Source organism: Sphaerisporangium sp. NPDC049457 (genome assembly GCF_055586705.1).
In genome coordinates, this window is sequence record NZ_JBVJHR010000001.1 from 479,934 (window position 1) to 501,967 (window position 22,034).

Annotated in this window: 19 protein-coding genes; 12 read left to right on the forward strand and 7 right to left on the reverse strand. The window is 71.2% G+C overall.

What is annotated here, in order from left to right; translation table 11 throughout:
* Positions 1 to 146 precede the first annotated feature (146 nt).
* The 6 genes from aroC (at position 147) to glgX (ending at position 6,589) form a co-directional block, all read left to right on the forward strand.
* Entirely contained in the window at positions 147 to 1,325 is a 1,179-nt protein-coding gene (gene aroC / locus ACZ6QO_RS02025; RefSeq protein WP_465846745.1) for a chorismate synthase, read from the forward strand.
* Positions 1,322 to 1,828: a shikimate kinase gene (locus ACZ6QO_RS02030; RefSeq protein ID WP_465846747.1), complete on the forward strand. Its 507-nt coding sequence runs from the start codon at positions 1,322 to 1,324 to the stop codon at positions 1,826 to 1,828. The genes aroC and ACZ6QO_RS02030 overlap by 4 nt, the downstream gene beginning before the upstream one ends.
* Positions 1,825 to 2,901 carry a 3-dehydroquinate synthase gene (gene aroB, locus ACZ6QO_RS02035; protein ID WP_465846749.1) on the forward strand — a complete coding sequence of 359 codons (1,077 nt, stop codon included), beginning with the start codon at positions 1,825 to 1,827 and terminating at the stop codon, positions 2,899 to 2,901. Before ACZ6QO_RS02030 ends, aroB begins: the two co-directional genes overlap by 4 nt.
* A gap of 79 nt (positions 2,902 to 2,980) precedes the next feature.
* Positions 2,981 to 3,415 (forward strand): type II 3-dehydroquinate dehydratase, encoded by a 435-nt coding sequence (aroQ, locus tag ACZ6QO_RS02040; protein ID WP_465846751.1) that lies wholly within the window; start codon positions 2,981 to 2,983, stop codon positions 3,413 to 3,415.
* Positions 3,416 to 3,462: 47 nt separating this feature from the next.
* Complete coding sequence (locus ACZ6QO_RS02045; RefSeq protein WP_465846753.1) at positions 3,463 to 4,224, forward strand: SGNH/GDSL hydrolase family protein; 762 nt, start codon at positions 3,463 to 3,465, stop codon at positions 4,222 to 4,224.
* A 259-nt stretch (positions 4,225 to 4,483) separates the two neighbouring features.
* Complete coding sequence (glgX, locus tag ACZ6QO_RS02050) at positions 4,484 to 6,589, forward strand: glycogen debranching protein GlgX (protein ID WP_465846755.1); 2,106 nt, start codon at positions 4,484 to 4,486, stop codon at positions 6,587 to 6,589.
* A gap of 7 nt (positions 6,590 to 6,596) precedes the next feature.
* Here glgX and ACZ6QO_RS02055 read toward each other — a convergent pair whose 3' ends face one another.
* From ACZ6QO_RS02055 to ACZ6QO_RS02065, 3 genes are all read right to left on the reverse strand, one after another.
* A complete protein-coding gene (locus tag ACZ6QO_RS02055) occupies positions 6,597 to 9,305 on the reverse strand; it encodes an nSTAND1 domain-containing NTPase (RefSeq protein ID WP_465846757.1) in 2,709 nt (902 codons plus the stop codon).
* 186 nt (positions 9,306 to 9,491) lie between these two features.
* Complete coding sequence (locus ACZ6QO_RS02060) at positions 9,492 to 9,848, reverse strand: CU044_2847 family protein (RefSeq protein ID WP_465846759.1); 357 nt, start codon at positions 9,846 to 9,848, stop codon at positions 9,492 to 9,494.
* Between the two features lie 238 nt (positions 9,849 to 10,086).
* A complete protein-coding gene (locus ACZ6QO_RS02065; RefSeq protein WP_465847229.1) occupies positions 10,087 to 12,219 on the reverse strand; it encodes an ATP-dependent DNA helicase in 2,133 nt (710 codons plus the stop codon).
* A 577-nt stretch (positions 12,220 to 12,796) separates the two neighbouring features.
* Here ACZ6QO_RS02065 and ACZ6QO_RS02070 point away from each other — a divergent pair.
* The gene (locus ACZ6QO_RS02070) at positions 12,797 to 14,806 is read left to right on the forward strand and encodes a hypothetical protein (RefSeq protein WP_465846761.1); all 2,010 of its coding nucleotides are present in this window, start codon (positions 12,797 to 12,799) and stop codon (positions 14,804 to 14,806) included.
* A 60-nt stretch (positions 14,807 to 14,866) separates the two neighbouring features.
* Positions 14,867 to 16,465, forward strand: coding sequence for a Na+/H+ antiporter (locus ACZ6QO_RS02075; protein ID WP_465846762.1), 1,599 nt, complete (start codon positions 14,867 to 14,869; stop codon positions 16,463 to 16,465).
* Between the two features lie 47 nt (positions 16,466 to 16,512).
* Here ACZ6QO_RS02075 and ACZ6QO_RS02080 read toward each other — a convergent pair whose 3' ends face one another.
* Both ACZ6QO_RS02080 and ACZ6QO_RS02085 read right to left on the reverse strand, forming a co-directional pair.
* Positions 16,513 to 16,788 (reverse strand): UBP-type zinc finger domain-containing protein, encoded by a 276-nt coding sequence (locus tag ACZ6QO_RS02080; RefSeq protein ID WP_465846764.1) that lies wholly within the window; start codon positions 16,786 to 16,788, stop codon positions 16,513 to 16,515.
* A 24-nt stretch (positions 16,789 to 16,812) separates the two neighbouring features.
* Positions 16,813 to 17,568 carry a YqjF family protein gene (locus ACZ6QO_RS02085; RefSeq protein WP_465846766.1) on the reverse strand — a complete coding sequence of 252 codons (756 nt, stop codon included), beginning with the start codon at positions 17,566 to 17,568 and terminating at the stop codon, positions 16,813 to 16,815.
* 89 nt (positions 17,569 to 17,657) lie between these two features.
* On the opposite strand from ACZ6QO_RS02085, the gene ACZ6QO_RS02090 reads away from it, so the two are divergent.
* From ACZ6QO_RS02090 to ACZ6QO_RS02100, 3 genes are all read left to right on the forward strand, one after another.
* Entirely contained in the window at positions 17,658 to 18,026 is a 369-nt protein-coding gene (locus ACZ6QO_RS02090) for a hypothetical protein (protein WP_465846768.1), read from the forward strand.
* A 74-nt stretch (positions 18,027 to 18,100) separates the two neighbouring features.
* Entirely contained in the window at positions 18,101 to 18,442 is a 342-nt protein-coding gene (locus ACZ6QO_RS02095; RefSeq protein WP_465846770.1) for a YidH family protein, read from the forward strand.
* Between the two features lie 67 nt (positions 18,443 to 18,509).
* The gene (locus tag ACZ6QO_RS02100; protein ID WP_465846772.1) at positions 18,510 to 18,845 is read left to right on the forward strand and encodes a DUF202 domain-containing protein; all 336 of its coding nucleotides are present in this window, start codon (positions 18,510 to 18,512) and stop codon (positions 18,843 to 18,845) included.
* A 77-nt stretch (positions 18,846 to 18,922) separates the two neighbouring features.
* On the opposite strand, the gene ACZ6QO_RS02105 is transcribed toward ACZ6QO_RS02100, so the two are convergent.
* Positions 18,923 to 20,038 (reverse strand): ferritin-like domain-containing protein, encoded by a 1,116-nt coding sequence (locus ACZ6QO_RS02105; RefSeq protein ID WP_465846773.1) that lies wholly within the window; start codon positions 20,036 to 20,038, stop codon positions 18,923 to 18,925.
* A gap of 89 nt (positions 20,039 to 20,127) precedes the next feature.
* On the opposite strand from ACZ6QO_RS02105, the gene ACZ6QO_RS02110 reads away from it, so the two are divergent.
* A complete protein-coding gene (locus ACZ6QO_RS02110; protein ID WP_465846775.1) occupies positions 20,128 to 20,772 on the forward strand; it encodes a TetR/AcrR family transcriptional regulator in 645 nt (214 codons plus the stop codon).
* An 80-nt stretch (positions 20,773 to 20,852) separates the two neighbouring features.
* Here the strand turns inward: ACZ6QO_RS02110 and ACZ6QO_RS02115 are convergent, their stop codons facing one another.
* Positions 20,853 to 21,710 (reverse strand): aggregation-promoting factor C-terminal-like domain-containing protein, encoded by an 858-nt coding sequence (locus ACZ6QO_RS02115; RefSeq protein WP_465846776.1) that lies wholly within the window; start codon positions 21,708 to 21,710, stop codon positions 20,853 to 20,855.
* Positions 21,711 to 22,034 lie beyond the last annotated feature (324 nt).

Consider the following 22,034-nt stretch of genomic DNA (forward strand, 5'->3'; position numbering starts at 1 on the left):
CCTTGCCCGCCGCCGCGCCCCGCCATGCGGCCCGGTGATGGGGGCGGTGTGGGGCGGCGGCCGTTGGAGCGGGGGTGGCGCTTCGGATGATCGGTAGGGGGGCGGCGGGGCGAGGGCAGTGGGCGGTGCATGGAAGACTTGTCATCATGTTGCGCTGGCTGACCGCAGGTGAATCCCACGGCCCCGAACTCGTCGCGATCCTTGAGGGAATGCCCGCCGGGGTGGCCGTCACGACCTCCGACGTCGAGCAGGCTCTGGCGAGGCGCCGGCTGGGGTACGGCCGGGGGGCGCGCATGAAGTTCGAGAAGGACGAGGTGACCATCGTCGGCGGCGTGCGCCACGGCCGCACGCTCGGCAGCCCCGTGGCGATCAGGGTCGGCAACACCGAGTGGCCCAAGTGGGAGACGGTGATGGCCGCCGACCCGGTCGACCCCGACCTGCTGGCCGCCCAGGCCCGCAACGCGCCGCTGTCGCGCCCGCGCCCTGGCCACGCCGACCTGTCGGGCATGCAGAAGTACGGCTTCGACGACGCCCGCCCCATCCTCGACCGGGCCAGCGCCCGCGAGACGGCCGCCCGGGTCGCGCTCGGCCAGGTCGCCCGCAACTTCCTCAAGCAGGCGCTCGGCGTCGACATCCTCAGCCACGTGGTGTCCATCGGCACGACGGAGGCGCCGGCCGGGGTCATCCCCGCCCCCGGCGACCTGGACGCCGTCGACGAGCATCCGGCGCGCTGCCTGGACGAGGACGCCGGCGCGGCCATGATCGAAGAGATCGACGAGGCCAAGAGAGAGGGCGACACGCTCGGCGGCGTCGTCGAGGTGGTCGCCTACGGGCTCCCGCCGGGCCTCGGCAGCTACGTCCACTGGGACCGGCGCCTGGACTCGCGGCTGGCCGGGGCGCTCATGGGCATCCAGGCGATCAAGGGGGTGGCGGTCGGCGACGGCTTCGAGACCGCCCGCCGCCGGGGCTCCCAGGCCCACGACGAGATCGAGAACACCGGCGAGGGCGTGCGCCGCGTCACCAACCGGGCCGGCGGCGTCGAGGGCGGCATGACCAACGGCGAGCCGCTGCGGGTGCGCGCCGCCATGAAGCCGATCTCCACGGTGCCCCGCGCGCTGTCCACGGTCGACGTGCTCACCGGCGAGCCCGCCAAGGCGATCAACCAGCGGTCCGACGTGTGCGCGGTCCCCGCCGCCGGTATCGTCGCCGAGGCGATGGTCGCGCTGGTGCTCGCCGACGCGGCCGTCGAGAAGTTCGGCGGCGACTCCGTGGAGGAGGTCGCCCGCAACGTTTCCGGCTACCTGTCCTCGATGGTGATCAAGTGACCTCTCCCAGAGTTGTGCTGATCGGCCCGCCCGGGTCGGGCAAGTCCACCATCGGCCGCCTGCTGGCGGGCCGTCTCGGCGCGGGCTTCCGCGACACCGACGAGGACGTGGAGGCCGTGGCCGGCAAGCCCGTCTCCGACGTCTTCGTCGACGACGGCGAAGACCGCTTCCGCGAGCTGGAGGCCGAGGCCGTGCGCCGGGCGCTGTCCGAGCACGACGGCGTGCTGTCGCTCGGCGGCGGCGCCGTCCTGCGCCAGGAGACCCAGGAGCTCCTGGCCGGGCACGCGGTGGTCTACCTCCAGGTCGGCCTGTCCGACGCCGTGCAGCGCGTCGGCCTGGCCCAGGCGCGCCCGCTGCTGGTGCTCAACCCGCGCAGCCAGCTCAAGAAGCTCATGGAGGAGCGCCGCCCCATCTACGAGCGGCTCGCCTCGCTCATCGTCGCCACCGACGGCCGCGCGCCCGAGGAGATCACCGACGAGATCGTCAAGGGGCTGCCGGCATGACGAGCACCCGCGTCACCGTCAAGGGCGAGCGCCCCTACGACGTGGTCGTCGGCACCGGCGTGCTGGCCGAGCTGCCCGGGCTGGTGGGCGAGGGCGTCGGCACCGTCGCGGTGGTGCACCCGGCCGGCCTTCCCGAGATCGCCCGGCCGGTCTGCGGCGCCCTGTCGTCCGCCGGGTTCTCGGTCGTGGCGCTGCCCGTCCCCGACGGCGAGCGCGCCAAGTCGGTGGAGGTCGCCGCCGAGCTGTGGTCGGCGTTCGGCCGGTACGGCGTGACCCGCTCCGACGCCGTCGTCGGCGTGGGCGGGGGGGCCACCACCGACCTGGCGGGGTTCGTGGCGGCCACCTGGCTGCGCGGCGTCAAGGTCGTGCAGGTGCCCACCACGCTGCTCGGCATGGTGGACGCCGCGGTGGGCGGCAAGACCGGCATCAACACCCCCGAGGGCAAGAACCTCGTCGGCTCCTTCCACCCGCCGGCCGGCGTGCTGTGCGATCTGGCCACCCTGGTGTCGGTGCCCCGGGAGGACTACGTCGCCGGCCTCGCCGAGATCATCAAGGGCGGCTTCATCGCCGACCCGACGATCCTGCTGCTGATCGAGGACGACCCCGAGGGCGCGCGGGCGCCCGACGGCCCGCACACCCGCGAGCTGATCGAACGCAAGGTCCGCGTCAAGGCGGACGTCGTCGGGGCCGACCTGCGCGAGTCCGGCGTCCGCGAGATCCTCAACTACGGCCACACGCTCGCGCACGCCATCGAGCGCGTCGAGGACTACCAGATGCGGCACGGCGAGGCGGTGGCCATCGGCATGGTGTACGCCGCCGAGCTGTCGCGGCTGGCCGGCCACGCGACGGCCGCGCTGGTGGAGCGCACCCGGTCGATCCTCACGTCGGTGGGGCTGCCGACGTCCTACCGCTCCGAGGTGTGGTCCGAGCTGCGCGACCACATGCGCGTCGACAAGAAGAACCGCGGCGCCCGGCAGCGGTTCGTGATCCTGGACGACGTCGCCGAGGTCACCCGCCTGGAAGACCCGCCCGAGGAACTCCTCGAGGCGGCCTTCCGCGAGATCGCGCGATGACGGCGGGCACGCGCGGGGCGCTCGCGGCGCCCCCCTCCAAGGGCGCCGTTCACGTGAAAGGGCAGGCGGCGAGGGTGAGATGAGAACGGTCTACGTGTTCAACGGTCCCAACCTGTCGCGCCTCGGCACGCGCGAGCCCGACGTGTACGGGGCCGACACCTTCGACGACCTGGCCGCCCTGTGCCGCCAGACCGGCAGGGAGCTCGGGCTGACGGTCGACGTCCGGCAGACCGACGACGAGGCCGAGCTGGTGTCGTGGATCCACGAGGCCGCCGACGGGGCGATCCCCGTGGTGCTGAACCCGGCCGCCTTCACCCACTACTCCTACGCCCTGCGCGACGCCATCGCCCAGCGCACCGCGCCGCTGATCGAGGTGCACATCTCCAACCCCGCGTCCCGCGAGGAGTTCCGGCACACCTCGGTGGTCGCCGCCGTGGCCACGGGCACGATCGCCGGCTTCGGGCTGCGCTCCTACGAGCTGGCCCTGCGCGCCATCGCGGAGGGCGAGCAGTGAGCACGCGCGGCCCTCTCCCACACCCATCGGTCCGCGGAGGCCGGCCGGTGAGGCAGTACACATCCTTCGTCGCGGTCGGCGACAGCTTCACCGAGGGGCTCAACGACCCCGGGGCCGACGGGCACTTCCGGGGCTGGGCCGACCGGGTGGCCGAACGGCTCGCCGCGCTGCAGCCGGGCTTCCGGTACGCCAACCTCGCCGTGCGCGGCAGGCTGCTCGACCAGATCGTCGAGCAGCAGGTCCCGGCGGCCATCGAGCTCAAGCCCGACCTGGTCAGCCTGTGCGCCGGCGGGAACGACCTGCTGCGGCCGGGCGCCGACCCCGACCGCATGGCCAAGACCCTGGCGCGGGCCGTGCGCGACCTGCGCGCCGCCGGCGCCGACGTCGTGCTGTTCACCGGCGTGGACGTGCGGGACACGCCGCTGCTGCGCCAGGCCCGGGGCCGCTGCGCGGTGTTCTACCTGCACATCAGGTCCATCGCCGACCTCTACGGCTGCCACCTGGTCGACCAGTGGTCGATGCAGTCGCTGCGCGACTGGCGGGCGTGGAGCGAGGACCGCCTGCACATGAACGCCGAAGGCCACCGGTTCGTCGCCGCGAAGGTGTGCGAGGTCCTCGGCGTGCCGTCGGAGGACGACTGGCGCCACATCTGGCCGCCGCGCGAGCACGTCGACCGCAGGGCCAAGCTCCGCGAGGACCGCCTGTGGGTGCGTCAGTACCTGCTCCCGTGGATGGGCCGCCGCCTGCGCGGCACCTCCTCCGGCGACACGGTCACCCCCAAACGCCCCGGCCTCGACCCCTACGTCTGACCGGCGGAACGCCGCGCACGCCACCTCCTCCGCGTACCGGGGCGGCCTCCGCCTGACCCGCTCACACCCTGAGCACTCCGCAGAGGCACCGGTGCCACCACCCTTGGAGACGGCGGGGCACGGCAGCAGATCGGCGCAGATGAGGTCGGTCGGCAGAGTGCTCATGAGATCGTGGTGCGGTATGGCGTTCGCGGCGCGCTTCGACACGAGCCGAACCAAAGAGACTCCGCATGGCAGGCGGCCCGGGTGAGGAGGCGGTGTGCACGAGCAATGGCCCGGCGACCCGTACCCCCTAGGCGCGACATACGACGGTGTGGGCACGAACTTCTCGGTATTTTCAGAGGTCGCCGAAAGGGTCGAGCTCTGCCTCTTCGGCGACGGGGGCGAAGAGCGTGTGCTGCTCACCGAGGTCGAGGGGTTCACCTGGCATTGTTACCTTCCGGGGGTCGGACCGGGGCAGCGGTATGGCTACCGGATCCACGGCCCCTACGAGCCCGTCCTCGGACGACGGTGCAACCCCGCCAAGCTACTGCTCGATCCTTATGCCAAGGCCATCGAAGGCCTGCCACAGTGGGACGACGCGCTGTTCGGAGATGAGCGTGGCTTTTCGCGCTATCGGCCCAGTCCCGTCGACAGCGCCCCGTACACCATGAAATCCGTGGTCATCAACCCATTCTTCGGCTGGGGCCACGACCGCCCCCCGGCGACGCCGTACCACGACACGGTGATCTACGAGGCGCACGTCCGGGGGCTCACCATCCAGCATCCGCGCATTCCCGAGCGCATCAGGGGCACCTACGCCGCCCTCGGGCACCCGGAGATCATCGACCACCTGGCGATGCTCGGGGTGACGGCGATCGAGTTGATGCCCGTGCACCAGTTCATCACCGACGACACGTTGCAGCGGCGCGGCCTGACCAACTACTGGGGTTACAACACCATCGGCTTCTTCGCCCCGCACAACTCCTACTCGAGCGCAGGGCAGCGCGGAGGGCAGGTGCTGGAGTTCAAAGCCATGGTCAAGGCCCTGCACGAGGCGAACATCGAGGTCATTCTCGACGTCGTTTACAACCACACGGCTGAAGGCGACCACCTCGGACCCACGCTGAGCATGCGCGGCATCGACAACCGGACTTACTACCGGCTCGTCGACGACGACCCACGCCACTACGTCGACACCACCGGTTCCGGCAACTCCCTCAACGTCCGTTCCCCTCACACATTGCAGTTGATCATGGATTCGCTGCGTTACTGGGTCATCGAGATGCACGTGGACGGGTTCCGCTTCGATCTGGCGGCCACGCTCGCCCGCGAGCTGCATCAGGTCGACCGGCTGTCGGCGTTCTTCGACCTGGTCCAGCAGGACCCCGTGCTCAGCCAGGTCAAGCTGATCGCCGAGCCGTGGGACGTCGGGCCGGGCGGCTACCAGGTGGGCAACTTCCCGCCCCGCTGGACCGAGTGGAACGGCCGCTACCGCGACACCATCCGCGACTTCTGGCGTGGGAAGGGCACGCCCTCACCGGAATTCGTCACCCGTCTCACAGGATCGGCCGACCTGTTCCAGGACGCCGCGCGCAGGCCGGCTGCCTCCATCAACTTCGTCACCTGCCACGACGGTTTCACCCTGCGCGACCTGGTGTCCTACGACCACAAGCACAACGAGGCCAACGGCGAGGGCAACCGCGACGGCACGGACGACAGCCGCTCGTGGAACTGCGGCGAGGAAGGCCCTGGCAGCGTCGCGGTGGAGGCGTTGCGCGAGCAGCAGAAGCGCAACTTCCTCACCACGCTGTTCCTGTCGCAGGGCGTGCCGATGCTCTCCCACGGCGACGAGCTGGGCCGCACCCAGCTCGGCAACAACAACGCCTACTGCCAGGACAACGAGATCAGCTGGGTCGACTGGTCCGACATCAGGGAGAACCGGCTGCTGCTGGAGTTCACCCAGCGGCTGGCCCGGCTGCGGCGCGACCACCCGGTGTTCCGGCGCAGGCGGTTCTTCTTCGGCCGCGCGGTGCGCGGGTCGGGCGACGAGCTGCCCGACATCGCCTGGCTCACCACCGCCGGGGTGGCGCTGACCGACGCCGACTGGAACAACGGCTACGCCAGGTCGCTGTGCGTGTTCCTCAACGGCGAGGCCATCACCGAGTCCGACCGCAGGGGACGGCGCATCATCGAGGACTCGTTCCTGCTGATGTTCAACGCCCACCACGAAAGCATCGGTTTCGTCATCCCCAAAGACTTCGGCGACGTCTGGGTTTCGGAGATCGACACTGCGGTTCCTATCGAGATCAGCTCCAAGTTGTACCGGGGTGGCGAGGTGGTACCGGTGACGGACAGGTCCGTGCGAGTACTGCGCCGAGGCTGAGAGCGAGTCAGTCCATGTCCTCTGCGCCGACGTAGCGCCGCCACTCCTGCGGCGTCAGACTCCGGCCCGCCGCTCGCCTGGCCCAGCTGGCCAAGGTGCTGCCGCTGATGGGAACCCTGCCTGCCGACCGCTCCCTGCTGCCGACGATCAAATGATCCTGCTCGCCTGTGAACGCGACCCGCCTGATGTCGGTGTCGGAGCGAGCCTCGGCCTCCAACTCCAGTGTCAACAGATTCCATACAAGGATCCTTGTTCTTGTGAGCGCCGCTCCGCGGGTACCGTCCACACTGATGTCGACGTCATGCACGAAGCCGGCGCAGGGCACGCGCACCACCTCCTCAAATCCACCGGCGGTGTGCAGGAAACGTATAACCTGGTCATCGCAGCCGACCGCCAGCAAGTCGGCGCTGTCGTTCAGAGCGACACATGTGACGGGAACGCCAAGAGTGCGCCTGCCGATGATCTCTACGTTGTCGGTGACCCGGCAGACGAGCAACTCGCCGGTTTCCTCCGTGGCCAGGCACATCACCCCCGCTTGGGGCGAATGAGCCGCGGTGACCGCGGGGCCGGACATCGAGATGGTGGTCGTCTTGCCGTGGTCCCATACGACGCCTGCTCGGCCGCGCTCGTCGATCAGCACTGCGTAGCCGTCACCGGTGAGCCGCCAGTGCCCCGCCAGGCCGGGTCCCCTGCCCCAATCATCGAGCGTCAGCCGATCGCGAGCTCTGCTGAAGCCGCTGTCGTGATCCGCGTCGCTGCTGACGGGCTCTGTCTCCCCCACGCGCAAGCGCTGTAGGCAGGTGCGGACGAGACGGTCGGCTGTGGCATCCGAAGATCGCTCCAGCGCCTCGACGGCGAGCAGGAGAGAGAGCACTCCGTCCGTCACGGCCTCGGCCGCCGCTGCGAGCGTCCGCGCCAGCGACCGGCGATAGAGCAGCCGGTAACGGTACTCGGCCTCATCGCGCTTGACTCTGCTCGCTTCTATGAATCGGCGCTCTTCGAGACTTACATCGCCAGGCCGCTCCTCTAGCCACCGCAGCGAAGCCGCGAGCATCGGGCCGGTGAGCAATTCCGGGTCCTGCTCACCAGGCTGCGGCTCCATGGCGTAGCGCAACTGGCGTCGCCACTCGCGAAACGGCTGCTCGACGTCAAGCCAGGTATGCAGCCTGCCCCAGGCGCGCAGTAACGCCTCGTGGACGACCTCTACCGTCTCATGACCGTCGTCACGGCGACCGATCGTCAGCAACCGCTCGTTGGCCAAAGTAACGGCGACCGGCCAGTCTCCTGCCGGAATATCGGCCCTGCGGGCGACACGGCGGAGGTCGACGCGTTCGGACGAGATGAGGTGGTTGAGGAAAAGGCTGGGCACAACGGTCCTGTCGGTCTCGGTGAGCGAGTCGAAGACCTCATCGGCATGGCGCGCCAGCGCCCCGTCTAGACCGCCGATCTCCTCATAGGCGTCGAAGGACAACACGCTCTGGCCGGGTCCTAGAGTCCGCCACATCTGATCAAGTGAGAACTCCAGGAGCGGCAGTGCGCCAGGACGCTCGGCCACGGCCTTGACGAGCCTTTCGACCAGACGGTCGGCGATTGTCACCCCTCGCAAGGCGGCGGGAGCACGGACGGCTTCGGCCAGTTCTTGGACGTCCATGCCCCGGAGCGCGATGGCGTTCCTACGCAAGCATTCCCCGAAGCGAGCATGCCGAACAAAGAAGGTGCCGAAAGCGTCCTCCCGAAGAGCCAGCACGGCGGTGAGCGTGGGATCTCGTGCCTCCGACAGTTCGGCGAACTGGAGCAGCAACTCGTCGTTGTCGGGCGGTTCGTTCTGAAGGACCTCCTCGAATTGGTCGACGACCAGAAGGAGACGGTCGTTCTCGCCGGAGGCGCGCGCCATATCGCTCGCCCCCCTGAATCCGTCTTGATGGATACGGCGCCGCCAAGCCTCGAGATCATTCGGAGGGACAGGAACGCGTGCCCCTGTCATTCGAGCGAACCCGGCGGCAAGCGCCATCGACAGGTTCGGTTGCGGCCGTACCGTCACGATGCTCCACCGTGCCGCCTGAGCCTGGAGTCGCGGGATCAACCCGGCCTGAACCAAGGACGACTTGCCGACCCCAGAAGCCCCGACGAGCGCGACGAGGCCCTGCCGCGCCACAGCGCGTTCAAGTTCGTCCGCGCCTGTGCTCCGGCCGAAGAAAAGGTCTCGATCGCCGACTCCGAATGCCTCCAACCCCTTGTACGGGGAAGGGGGGACGGATGCCAGCACCGCGGGCCACGCTGAAACGAGGCTGGCCAACGGGATGGCATAAACGTCGGTGTCCTCCCTCCCGGTCGCGGTGGCCACCAAGAGTCCCGCCATGTGACCGGTGGCCTCCTCCACCACGGGGGTGCCACTGAATCCAGGCCGGGCTGCGAACGCACCCCTTATCTGCTGTTCGATTTGCTGGCGGTGCGGGGCGACAAGGGGGAGCATCCGGGCACGCACCCATCCGCCGGGGCGATCGGTGACGGAGCCGTACAGCAAGACCTCGGTCATTGTGTCCCGGTCATGAGACAGGGGCATCGGTACCGCGCCTCCCGGCCGGAGTTCGCTGACCAGAGTCAGGCCGGCCACGTCAACCCCATCGAACGCGCCGCCCGGCTGCGCCCACACATCAACGCGTGCTCGTCGTTCTGGGGGCACGGAGGCGAGCCGCCCTGCGGCGGGGAATTCCACGCGCAGAATCTGCCCAGACGGGTCTTCTGGACTAGTGAGCGGACGCCCCAGGGCGGCGTTGATCACATGAGCGCAGGTCACAAGGTGTTCGTCGTCGACGAGAACACCATGGCCCACGACCTCACCCGTAGCAGCCGAGCGGAACCGTGCGATTCCGGCCCCGGAAGCGACTGTCACGTCCCCTCACTAAGCCGTTCGTTCAGTAGCGGTGCTCTCCTCCGTTGAACGTCTCCACTCCAGATTCACCGTGAAGTTCACCTCTGCGGTCCCTTTGGCCAGGATGACTCCGGTTTCCCCGCCGAGCTTGAGGCCGAACTCCACAGTCACCGCATCGGGGCCGCAGCCTTCGAGCATGCGGACGAGGCCAGTGATCGCTGGGCGGATAGACTGCAAGCTCGCTTCCAGGCTGTGCGTCGCCTGGCTGATCGCCTTCCCCGGCTCCGGGGCCGCCAGGACCACGGCGTCCGCGGGAATGTCCGAACGGTCCACCTCGGCGATGATCGCCTCACCGTCGTTCAGCGGGATGCGGACCAGTTCCGTCACACCGTCTCCCCTGTCCAGCCCATCACCGGCAAGCAGTACTGATATCGGGACATCCCCAAAGGACCACGGCATATCTGAGCTGTCAATGATCGCCAGGGAGCGCTCCAAGCCCTGGCTTCGCGGCCGCAGCGGTCCGACGGAACCTCCTCCGGCCGTAACCGGCGTGGTCGGCGTCGCGGAGCCGTCCTTGTGCGTTGCAGCGAAAGGAGTGGAAGAGCGCTGCGCGGGACTTCCGGGGTTAAGAGGGGGTGGCGGTGAGGCGGCGGAGGGCGGCGCGGACCTTCTGGGGGTCGGTGGTGGCCCAGAACGGCGGGAGCGAGTCGCGCAGGAAGCCGGCGTAGCGAGCGGTCGCCAGCCGGGGGTCCAGGACGGCCACCACGCCCTTGTCGTCCTGGCCGCGCAGCAGCCGTCCCGCGCCCTGGGCCAGCAGCAGCGCGGCGTGCGTGGCCGCGACCGCCATGAACCCGTTGCCGCCCCGCGCGGCGACGTGCCGCTGCCGGGCGGAGGCCAGCGGGTCGTCCGGCCGGGGGAACGGGATGCGGTCGATGATCACCAGGCTGAGCGATGGGCCGGGCACGTCGACCCCCTGCCACAGCGACAGGGTGCCGAACAGGCAGGTGGCGGGGTCCTCGGCGAACTGCTTGACCAGCAGCGAGGTGGAGTCGTCCCCCTGGCACAGCAGGGGCGTGCCGAGCCGTTCGCGCAGCGCCTCGGTGGCGGCCTTGGCCGCCCGCATGGAGGAGAACAGGCCGAGCGTGCGCCCGCCCGCGGCCTCGATCAGCTCGGCGATCTCGTCGAGGTACTCCTTGGGCAGGCCGTCGCGGCCGGGCTGGGGGAGGTGCCGGGCGATGTAGAGGATGCCGCTGCGCGCGTGGTCGAACGGGGAGCCGACGTCCAGCCCCGTCCACGCCTTGCGCTTGGGCTCCCCCTCCTGCGCGGGCGCCCGCCGCTCGTCCGCGGACGGGGACTCGCCGCCGTCGTGCCCGGCGCCCGCTCCGCTGCTCCGGTCACCGCCGGTCCGGCCGGTCGCCTCGTCCCGGCCGGGCGCGGTCTCGCCGGCGGGAGCACCGGGCCGGGCGGGGCCGAGGCCCCACTGGCGGGCCATGCCGTCGAAGGTGCCGCCGAGGGCGAGCGTGGCGCTGGTGAGGATGACGGTGCGGTCGGCGAAAAGCTTGTCGCGGAGCATCCCGCCGACGCTGAGCGGCGCGACCTTCAGTACGGCGGGGCGGCGGTCGGTGGCCCCCTCCAGCCAGACGACCTCGGCCCGGTCGACCTCGGAGTCGCCGCCGAACGCGTCCAGGATGCGCACGGCAGTGTCGTGGACGTCGTCCAGCGCGGTGAACGCCGCCTTGCGCTGCCCGGCGGCCTCGGGGTCGTCCTTGTCGCGCCCGCCGCCCCAGCCGTCGCCGCCGCGCGAGCCCATCGCGGTGATGCAGGCGAAGGCGGCGTCCCGCAGGACCGACAGCGTCACGCCGAGGATCTGCGGGAGCTGGTCGAGGCGTCCGGGCGGCGCGGCCGCGAGCAGCGCCTTGAGATCTTCGCCCGCCTCCTGGAGGCGGTCGGCGACGCCCTGCTCGATGAGCCGTCCGACGCGGCGCACGGCGGACGCGACGGCGGCGTCGGACAGCTCGTCGGTGACCACGCTCGTGACCCGGTCGACGAGCTCGTGGGCCTCGTCCACCACGACGACATCGTGCTCGGGCAGGACGGCGAACTCCTCCATGGCGTCGATGGCCAGCAGGGCGTGGTTGGTGACCACGACGTCGACCTGGCCCGCCCGCTCGCGCGCCTGCTCGGCGAAGCACTCTGCCCCGCTCGGGCAGCGCTGGGCGCCCAGGCATTCCTTGGCGCTGACCGAGAACTGCCGCCAGGCCTGCTCGTTGACGCCCGGGACCAGCTCGTCACGGTCGCCGGTCTCGGTGTCCTCGGCCCACTCCTGGATGCGCTGGACCATGCGGCCGGTGGCCCCGACCTCGCGGGGGTCGAAGAGCTGTTCGCCCTCGTCCTCCGGCCAGGCCGCCGTCAACTTGTAACGGCAGAGATAGTTTCTTCTTCCCTTGAGGATGGCGAACTGCGGCTCATGGGGAAGGTGGTCGGCGAGCGAGCCGGCCAGCCGGGGCAGATCGCGGTCCACGAGCTGGCGCTGGAGGGCGATGGTGGCGGTCGAGACGACGACCGAGCTGTCGGACTCGATGGCGTGCCTGATCGCCGGCACCAGATAGGCGAGGGACTTGCCGGTGCCGGTGCCGGCCTGCACGGCGACGTGCTCGTCGTGCTCGATGGCGTCCCGCACGGCCTTGGCCATGGTGACCTGCCCCGGCCTCTCGGCGCCGCCCACGCCCGCGACCGCGGCCCGCAGGAGATCTTCCACGGGCGGCAGGTCGTCGTCCTCCTCGAACTCCTCCGCGTCCTCGTCGTCCTCCTCGTCGAGATCTTCCCCGCCGGAGGACCCGTCCTCGGAGCCCTCCGCGTCGAACTCATCGAGATGAGCGAGATCTTCGAGGCCTTCCTCGCCGGAGCCGGGGCCGCCGGCAGGGCCGCTGACCGGACCGCTGACAGAGCCGCTGACAGGGCCGCTGACAGGGCCGGAGTCGTGGCCGTGGCCGGTGACGTCTTCGGGGACGCCGTCGATGGCGCTGAGGGAGTCGTCGAGCACGGCATGCAACGCTACCGGCCTCCCAGGGGTCGCCGTGCCCGGAGCGCACAGCGGCCCGCGGTGCGTTCCGGGTGCATCTCGGCATTCCGGAACCCGGGCGGCGGACGGCATGGCAGACTGGCGGGGCCGGATCTCGGGGGTCGAGGACGATCCGACGTTCGCCCGCCCGCTCTTGGGGCCATTGCGCGAGATGTTACCGACGTGGTCTGCGATGACGGCGACATGTACGGTTCGGTAGGGTTTATCGAGGTTGAGTGGACGAATAAAGGCTGGTCATAGCACGATGTCTGCCATGTCGGAAGTTGTCCCACTGCCGTCGTTCGGTGAGGTGTTCTTCGACGCCCGGGGCCAGGAGCGCGTTCTCCGGGTCACCTGGCACGAGGGCACGCTCGTCCTCAGCCTGTGGCGAGGGGAGATGTGCACCGCCAGTTTCCGCATGCCGATGGAGGACGTCGGCCGCCTCCTCGACACGCTCGACGAGGGGTACGCGGAGGCGGGCGGCGACTACGCGGAAGGCGAGGAGGACTACGGGGACGAGGCCGAGCACGCCGAGTACCCGCAGTATCCGGGCACCGGGCAGTACGCCAGGCCGGCCGGCGCTCCGGGCGAGGACGGCTATCCCGCCGAGGACGACTACGCCGACGACCACGCCTACCCCGACGAGCAGGGCTACGCCGAGGCCGCTCCGTATCCGGGCGAGCACCCCGAGCACCCGCACGGCGGCGCCGACGCGTACCCGCGTGAGGACGCCGCGGGCCTCCCGGTGGGAGCCCACGGCCCCAATGACGTCCTCGTGGCGCGCGGCACGGTGCCCGTGCCCGACAAGCTGGTCGCACCGCGCCCCCGCCGCGGCGACGACGACGCGCGCGGCGGCGGCCGTCCTCAGCGGCCCGTCCCGCGGGGAGCGCGGCAGGACGACTACGCCCAGCAGGCGGCGGCCCAGGTGGAGTACCCGGCCCAGGGGCTCGACTACCCGGCTCAGAGCCCTCAGGGCGAATACCCCGGTCAGGGCACTCAAGGCGAATACCCCGGTCAGGGCTCGCACGGCGACTATCCGGCTCAGGGTTCGCCGGGCGATTACCCGGCGCACGGCGCGCAGGGCGACTATCCGGTACGTCCTGACTACCCTGCGCAGCCCGACTACTCCGCGCAGTCCGAATACGCGCCGCAGGCCGACTACCCGGCCCAGGCCGGCTACCCCGCCCCCTCCGACGCACCCGCCGGCTCCGGCCGTTCCGGTCGCGCGCCGCGCGGCGAGCGTGCCCGCCGCGCGAGCGACTACCCCGCGCACCCCGAGCCGCTCGGCGGCGTTCCGGCCCAGGCGGCCCAGCGGGGGCACTCCCCGGCCGTCCACCACGGCCCGGGGACGGGTCCGAGCACGGGTCCCCAGCCGGTGTCACCGGCGCTCGGCGCCGATCACGGCGTCCACCCCGACTACACGCCCCCCAGCGGCTTCCCGACCTACCAGGACGATTACCCTGCGCCCGCGGGCGGCGTCCCGCGGGCCGACTACGGGGTGAGCGCCGCCCCCGCGTCGCCCTCAGGCGAGTACGGCGAGTACGGCGGGCGGCGCGACCACGCCGGCGGCGCCGAGGAGTACGGGGCGGGCACGCAGTACGGAACCGGCGTCGAGTACGGCCGTGGCGCCGAGTACGCAGGCGGAGGCCCGGTGGAGTACGGGACCGCCGAGTACGGCGCCGCCCCCGGCTACGGCGACGGCTCCGAGTACGGGTCCGCGCCCGGCTACGGCGCCAAGCCCGAGTACGGATCCGTCCCCGAGTACGGATCCGTCCCCGAGTACGGCGCCGCACCGGAGTACGGGGCCGCGCCGGACTACGGGACCACCGCCGAGTACGGGCGGCCCGCCGGCTACGTCACCCCGCCGCTCGACTACTCGGCCCCGCCCGTCTACGGGTCCACGGGGGAGTACCCGCCGCCCGCCGAGTACGGAGGGTCCCGCTACGGCGCCGGTGACGTGGACGCCGTGCCGAGGGAGAACCTCATCGTCAACGACTCCCTGCCCTACGGCCAGGCGCCGGCGGGGCGGGCGGACGCGGCGTACCGGCCGGCGGGGGAGGCGCCCGGCTACGGCGAGGTCCCGCCGGCGGCCGTGGACCCCTCCGATCCGCTGGGCCTCGGGGTCATGGGGCAGCGCCCGGCCGACTCCACCGACCCCGAGCTGCCGCGCCCGTACGTGAACGACGACATGTACACCACCGGTGAGCGCGTCAGGCCCGACGGCCGGCCGCACGCCGACGACCGGGGCCGTCCCTACCCGCAGGAAAGCGGCCGCGACTGGTAGAAACCTGGCCGCCACTGGCAGGAAACCTAAGGGTTTGCGCACGGCATATCCTTGTGATCAATGAACATTACGATAGCGCTCCAGCTCGTGCTGCTCCCGGCCGGCGCATTGGCGGTCGCGGCGATCGCGCGCTGGCGGGGCTGGTCCACGCCGCTGCTGCTGGTGCTGGCCGGGCTGCTCGCCGGGCTGGTCACCTCGCACATCCGCGGCGTGCCCGAATACCGTCTCGACCCCGAGATCGTGCTGCTGGTGTTCCTGCCGCCGCTGCTGTACTCCGCCTCGCTCGACAGCTCCTACCTGCGCCTGCGCGCGGTCCGGCGGCCGGTCGGGCTGCTGTCGGTGGGCCTGGTGCTGTTCACCGCGATCGTGGTGGGCCTGCTGGCCCACGCCATGATCCCCGGCCTGCCGCTGGCGGCGGCCCTCGCGCTCGGCGCCATCGTGGCCCCGCCGGACGCCGTGGCGGCCGTCGCCGTGGGCCGCAGGCTCGGCCTGCCCCGGAAGATCATCACCATCCTCGTCGGCGAGAGCCTGTTCAACGACGCCACCGCGCTGACGGCCTACCGCGTGGCGGTCGCCGCCGCCGTCGGGGTGACCGTCAGCCCGCTCGTGGCCCTGGGTCAGTTCCTGTACGCCGCGGGCTGCGGGCTGGCCATCGGCCTGGCGCTCGCGTTCTGCGTCGTCAAGCTGTTCGACCGCCTGGTGGACCCGCTGATCACCAACACGGTCTCGCTGCTGGTGCCGTTCGTGGCCTACCTCACCGCCGAGGCGGTGCACGCCTCAGGGGTGATCTCGGTCGTGGTGGTCGGCGTCCTCCTCGGTCACCGCATGAACCGCACCAGCTACGGCACGCGGCTGGTCTCGCACTCAATGTGGAAGGTGCTCGACTTCTTCCTCGAGATCGTGGTCTTCCTGCTCATCGGGTTGCAGCTCCCGCTGATCCTCCAGGGCCTGCGCGGGCAGAATCCCTGGCACGTCGCCGGGTACGCGGCCGCGGTGTTCGCCGCCGTGGTGCTCGCCCGCATCGCGTGGGTGATCCCCACCACCTACCTGCCCCGCGTCCTGTTCCGCAAGATCCGCGAGCGCGAGCCGCGTCCGGCCGCCTCCTCGGTGGCGGTGATCAGCTGGGCGGGCATGCGGGGGGTGGTGTCGCTGGCCGCGGCCTTCGCCCTGCCGGCCGACTTCCCGGCCCGCGACCTGGTGCTGTTCCTGACGTTCGTCGTCGTCGTGGCGACCCTGCTGGTGCAGGGCCTGTCGTTCCCGCTGTTGATCAGGAAGCTCGGCGTGTCCAGCGAGCGCGAGATCTACCAGGACAACCTGTCGGAGGCGGCGGCCCAGCAGGCCGCGGCCGGCGCGGCGCTCGCCAGGCTGGACGAGCTGACCAAGGACGGCGTCATCGAGACCCACGCCGATGTCGTCGACCGCCTGCGCGTCCAGACCGAACGCCGCGCGATGGGCGCCTGGGAGCGCCTCGGCGGCGGCGTCGGCCCCGAGGGCGAGGAGACGCCGAGCTCGCTGTACCGCAGGCTGCGCCGCGAGATGCTGTCGGCCGAGCGGACGGTGCTGGTGCGCATGCGCGACGAGCGCCGCATCGACGACGAGGTGCTGCGCCGGGTCACCATGGAGCTGGACTACGAAGAGGCGACCCTGGCGCGCGACTGACGCCGCCTCGCCCGCGCGACCGGCGTCGCCTCGCCCGCGGGCGGCGGCTATCGGGTCCGGTGCGACATGTTCACCGTCTCGTGGACGAAGCACCACAGCCACTCTTCGCCGTCCTGGAACGACCGCATCACCGGGTGGCCGGTCTGCTGGAAGTGCCGGGTCGCGTGGCGGCCCGGCGAGGAGTCGCAGCAGCCGACGTGCCCGCAGTCGACGCATTTGCGCAGATGGACGTAGCGCCGGCCTTCGGCCAGGCACTCCTCGCATCCCTCGGGAGTTCGCGCCTCCGCCTCCACCTCGATGCGCATGTCTTCGCACTCACCCATTGAATCCCCCTATGAGCACCGATGTTAGTGCAGGCCAGAGGTCGCGGGGGGCGCGGTGGGCCGCGGGCCGTGCCACATGCCGATGCGCACCGAGACGCCGGGGGAGGCGTGCAGCAGCGGTTCATGGGCGGGCGCGGGCAGTCCCGCCGCCTGCACCAGGCTCTGGTCGAGGTGGGTCAGCGTGGCGTGGTGCAGCGGCCAGGGCGGGTGTTCGGCCTCCGCGTGGACCAGCCGGCCCGCGACGACGCTGAACAAGCGGTAGCGGTCGGTCAGGAAGCTCGTGAGCTCGTCGCGTTCCCCCGGCGCCAGCGGCGGCCCGAGCGAGACGTCCGCGTCGCACCGGGCGCCGGCGGGCCCCGGCAGGCGGCGCTCGCAGCGGTAGGCGTACCGCCCGCCGTCCACGCGGACGGACATGCGCGACCAGTAGTAGGGAAGCCAGAACCCGGCGCGCGCGGCGAGCACGGCGGGGAGGCGCTCGGCGTCCAGGGAGAGGAACCACAGCCCGCTACGCCCGTCGGCGTCCCTGACGTAGGTGCGGACGTTGGTCTCGGGGAAGCGCGACAGCCACGGCAGCGCCGGCACGCCCGGGGGACGCACGCCCTCCATGAGGAAGGGCACCAGGCCGACGTAGGCCGCGCCGTCGAAGGTCTCCACGGTGAGGCCCCGCGGCAGCAGTCGCTGTACCAGGTCGGGCGGGTAACGCCAGTGGATGAAGGTCAGGGCGGTCCACTGCTGGTGCATCACCGGCACGGCGACCCTCGGCGACCAGGATGTCCGCATGGTCCCCTCCTACCCGGAGAATCGATCACCGATCGTCCGGGCGGAAAGCGCGCGCGCCCGCCTCTGAGGAGTTGGATAGGGTCAAAATCATGCGATTCATCCCCCTCGCCGCAGTGGCCGCGACCGGATTCATCTTGCTCACCACGGGGTGCAGCACCGTCGACAAGGCACAGGCGTGCATCGAGGCCAACAAGGTCATCGCCGAGACCGGTTCGAAGATCACCAGTTTGGCCAACGACCCCAAGGCGATGGAGAAGGCCCTGGAGGACGGGGCCGCGAAGTTGCAGGACGTGGCCGACAAGGCGGGCAACACCACGTTGAACGAGGCGCTGGGCGATCTGGCCGACACCTTCAAGGACTTCAACGTCAAGGACGCCAACGACGCGGTGGACGCCGCGCAGAAGGTGGCGACGGACACGGCGGCGACGCTCAAGACGATCGCCCAGGAATGCACCTGACGAGGGCAGAACTCGGACGACGAGGGCAAAACCCGAGATCTCTAGGGGGATTGGTGTCGAATTAGCCTTTCCTCATGACTGTCGAGGGAAGGGAGCCGGACCCCCGGTTCACGCTCGCCAACGAGCGGACGTTTCTCACCTGGCTCAGCACGTCGCTCGCGCTGAGCGCCGGTGGCGTGGCCATGGCGGCCCTGCCGCGGGACGTGTTCGTGCCGTGGGTCCGTACGTCGCTCGCCGTCGTCCTGGTGGTGCTGTCGGCGCTCGCGGCGCTGCTGGCCTACCCGCGCTGGCGGCGCGTGCAGCGGGCGCTGCGCCTGAACGCTCCGCTGCCGAAACTCGCCCTCGCCCCGGTGTTCGGCTACGGCGTCGCGGTGGTGGCCGTCCTGGCGCTCGTCCTCATCGTCGTCGCCGGATGACCCGGATGACCCGGATGATCCAGATGGCCAGGACGCCCCGGATGGCCAGGACGCCCCGGATGACGTGGTGAGCGGCCAGGACCCGGAGGCGGTGCCCGGCCTGCACAATGAGCGGACGCTGCTGGCGTGGATCCGCACCGCCACGGCGCTGGCGGCCGGCGGGCTCGGCGCGGCGGGCATCGCGGGCCGCCACACCGGCCACGGCATGGCCGCGGTCCCCTTCGTGCTCGCCGCGCTGTGCGGCGCGGTGCTGCTGGCCAGGACGCGCGTACGGCACCGCCGCGTCGAGCGGGCCGTCCACGAGGGGCTGCCGCTGGACGCCGGCGCCGACACCCTGCTCGCCTGGCTCGGCACCCTGGCCCTGACCTGCGGCGCGATCGCTCTCGTCCTCACTGGCGGCTGAGACGGCGCCCCGGCCGGGACGCCGTCACCGGCGAAGGCGAGCGGTCACCGGTGAAGGTGAGCGGTCACCGGTGAAGGTCAGCCTTCGGCGCCGAGGGTCATGGTGTCGGCGATCTCCTGGGCGCGCTCGGCCTCCTCGGCGGCGAAGCGCTCGGCGTCGAGGCGGTCGGCGATGTCCTCGTCCTGCTTCATCAGCGCGTCCAGGCTCTGTCCGGCCATCTCCAGCACGCCCATGTCGGCGTAGGCCTTCTGCAGGCGCTCGCTCCACAGGCCGATGTCCTTGACACAGGGCACGATGCGGCTGAACAGCAGCGAGCGGAACAGTCTGAGGTACTCCGACTCGTCGGTGGCCCGCATCGCCTCCTGGACCTCCGCCGGGGACAGGCCGAGGTTCTCCCACTGCTCGACCCCGCGGAGGCGGTCGCGCATGAGGTAGCAGCCCTCGATGACGAAGTCCTCGCGCTCGCGCAGCTCGGCCTGCGACAGCTGGCCGTAGTAGTCGCGCAGGGCCATCCGGCCGAAGGCGACGTGCCGGGCCTCGTCCTGCATGACGTAGGCGAGGATCTGCTTGGGCAGCGGCTTGGTGGTGATGTCGCGCATCACGCCGAACGCGGCCAGCGCCAGCCCTTCGATGAGCACCTGCATGCCGAGATAGGGCATGTCCCAGCGCGAGTCGCTGAGCGTGTCGTCCAGCAGCGACTTGAGGTACTTGTTGATCGGATAGGCGATGCCGACCTTCTCCTGCAGGAACCGGGCGTAGGTCTCGGCGTGGCGGGCCTCGTCCATCGTCTGTGTGGCGGCGTAGAACTTGGAGTCGAGGTCGGGCACCGACTCGACGATGCGGGCCGAGCAGATCATCGCGCCCTGCTCGCCGTGGAGGAACTGCGAGAACTGCCAGGCCGCGCCGTGCCGCCTGACCTCCTTGCGCGTGTTCTCGTCCATGCGGTGCCACAGCGGGGTGTCGTAGATGGCGATGGACTGGTCGGGGATGCCGAGCACGTTGTAGGGGTCGACCTCAAGGCCCCAGTCGATGCGCTTGACCGAGTCCCACTGCTTGTCCTTGCCCTTCTGGTACAGGGCCAGCATGCGGTCGCGGCCCTCGTCGTACTCCCAGGTGAACCGGGCGGACCCCTGCATCTCCACATCCCAGGTGGAGAGTTCGGCGGGGATGGTGTAGAGCTCGTGGGTCGACACAGGAGCCTCCAGGGGGGCGTACACCGTACGTACATGGAGCGTGGCACGTACGCTGTACGTACGTCAATGCGCTGGGTAAGAATGCTCACATGCCGCCTCTCACCCGTGCCCGCATCGTCGCCGCCGCCACCGACCTGATCGAACGAGAGGGCGCCGACGCCGTCTCGATGCGGCGCATCGCGGCCGATCTGGGGGTCGGCGCCATGTCGCTGTACAACCACGTCGCGAGCAAGGCGGCGCTGCTGGACGCGGTCGCCGAGACGGTGCTGTCGCAGATCTCCTTCACCGACGACCCCGAGGCCGAGTGGACCGAGCGGGTGCGGGTGCAGGCGCGCGCGTTCCGGCAGATCGCCCACGACTACCCGCGCTCCACCATGCTGGTGATGAGCCGCCCGCTCCGGTCGCCGGCGGGGCTGCTGCCGCTGGAGCGGGCGCTGGCCACATTGCGCGAGGCCGGTTTCCCCGGCGAGGACGCCGTCCGCATCGTGCGCACGTTCATCGCCTACGTCGTCGGCTCGCTGATGCGCGAGGTCGGCGTCACCCCGGCGTTCGCCCCGGTGCACGGCCCGGACGACGGGCACCTGGCCGAGGTGGACGCCACGCTGTTCCCCGAGGTGGGCACCCTCGCGCCCCTGCTGGTCGTGCGCGACCACGAGGAGGCGTTCGAATACGGGCTGGACCTGCTGATCAGGGCGATCGCCCTGCAGCTCCAGGACTCCACGTCCCCGAAGTAGGGGAGCGCCCGGGGGGTGAGCACCCCCGGGCGCGGAGTGCGCCCTTCCCCTGGGCACTCCGGTCGGCCGGTACCGGTCGCTCAGTACCAGTTGTGCGACCGGAAGTGGCCCCAGGCGCCGCACGGCGAGCCGTAGCGGCCCCTGATGTACTTCAGCCCCCATCTGATCTGGGTGGCGGGGTTGACCCGCCAGTCGTGCCCCACGCCGACCATTTTGCGGCCCGGCAGGGCCTGCGGGATGCCGTAGGCCCCCGACGAGGGGTTCTGCGCCCGGTGGTTCCAGTTGCTCTCTCTGGTCCACAGGCTGTCCAGGCAGCGGAACTGGTTCACCGGCCAGGCCCGCTGGGCGAGCAGCCGGAAGGCGATCGCCTTGTTCCTGCCCTTGGGCGTCGTCGGCGCCCACAGGCGCATCTTCGGCTGCGCCGAGGTGCGCCAGGTACCCCGGTGCACGACCGCGGCCTTGTGCCTCGCGGCCGTGCGCGCCGTCCGCCGCGCGGCCCGCGCCGTGGTCCCGGCCTTGACGGCCGCGGCCGCCTTGACCGCCGCGGCCGCCTTGACCACTGCGGCCGTCTTGGCCGTCTTCGCGGTCTTCACGGTCCCGGCGGCCTTGGCCGGCGCCGCCCGCAGGCCGGCCTCGGCGGTCTTGACGGCCTGCCGGGTCCGCGCGACGTGGTGCGCGCGGACGGCCTTGCCGGCCCGGTGCGCCTTCGCGGCCCGGTGTGCCTTGGTGGCGCCGGCGGTCTTGGCCGCCGTGCTCCCGCTCGTGCTCTCCGCCGTGCTCCCGGCCGCGGTCGCGGCCTTCGCACCGGCGCCGGTCCCGGCCGCCTTGCCGGCCCTGGTCCCGGTCCTGCCTCTGAGCCTGGCCCGGTCCGGGTGCTTCGCCCGGATCCGCCCGGCGACGGCCGCCGTCATCGGCGCCGTCTCTGTCGTCTCTGTCATCCCGGTCGTCCCGATCGCCGTGGTGAGGCCGGTGGCCGTCGCGGCCAGCCCCGCACGGGTCCAGATCGGGACCCGCGGCCGGATCGGGGACCACGTCGTGTCCCCGGGCAGTGCTGCGGTGGTCGTTCCCCGCGACGGGATGGCCCCGGACGCCGCCGAGACCGGCTCCGCCGGTCCGGTGGCAGAGGCTGCCCGCTCCGCCGTTCCTGCGGCGGGGGAGCCGGGTGTCGCCTCCGACTCCGAGATGGCCTGGGCCGCTCCGGCCGTCCCGTTCAGGACGGTGGCGGCGATGACGGCCGCGACTGCGCCACGAAAAGCGCGGTT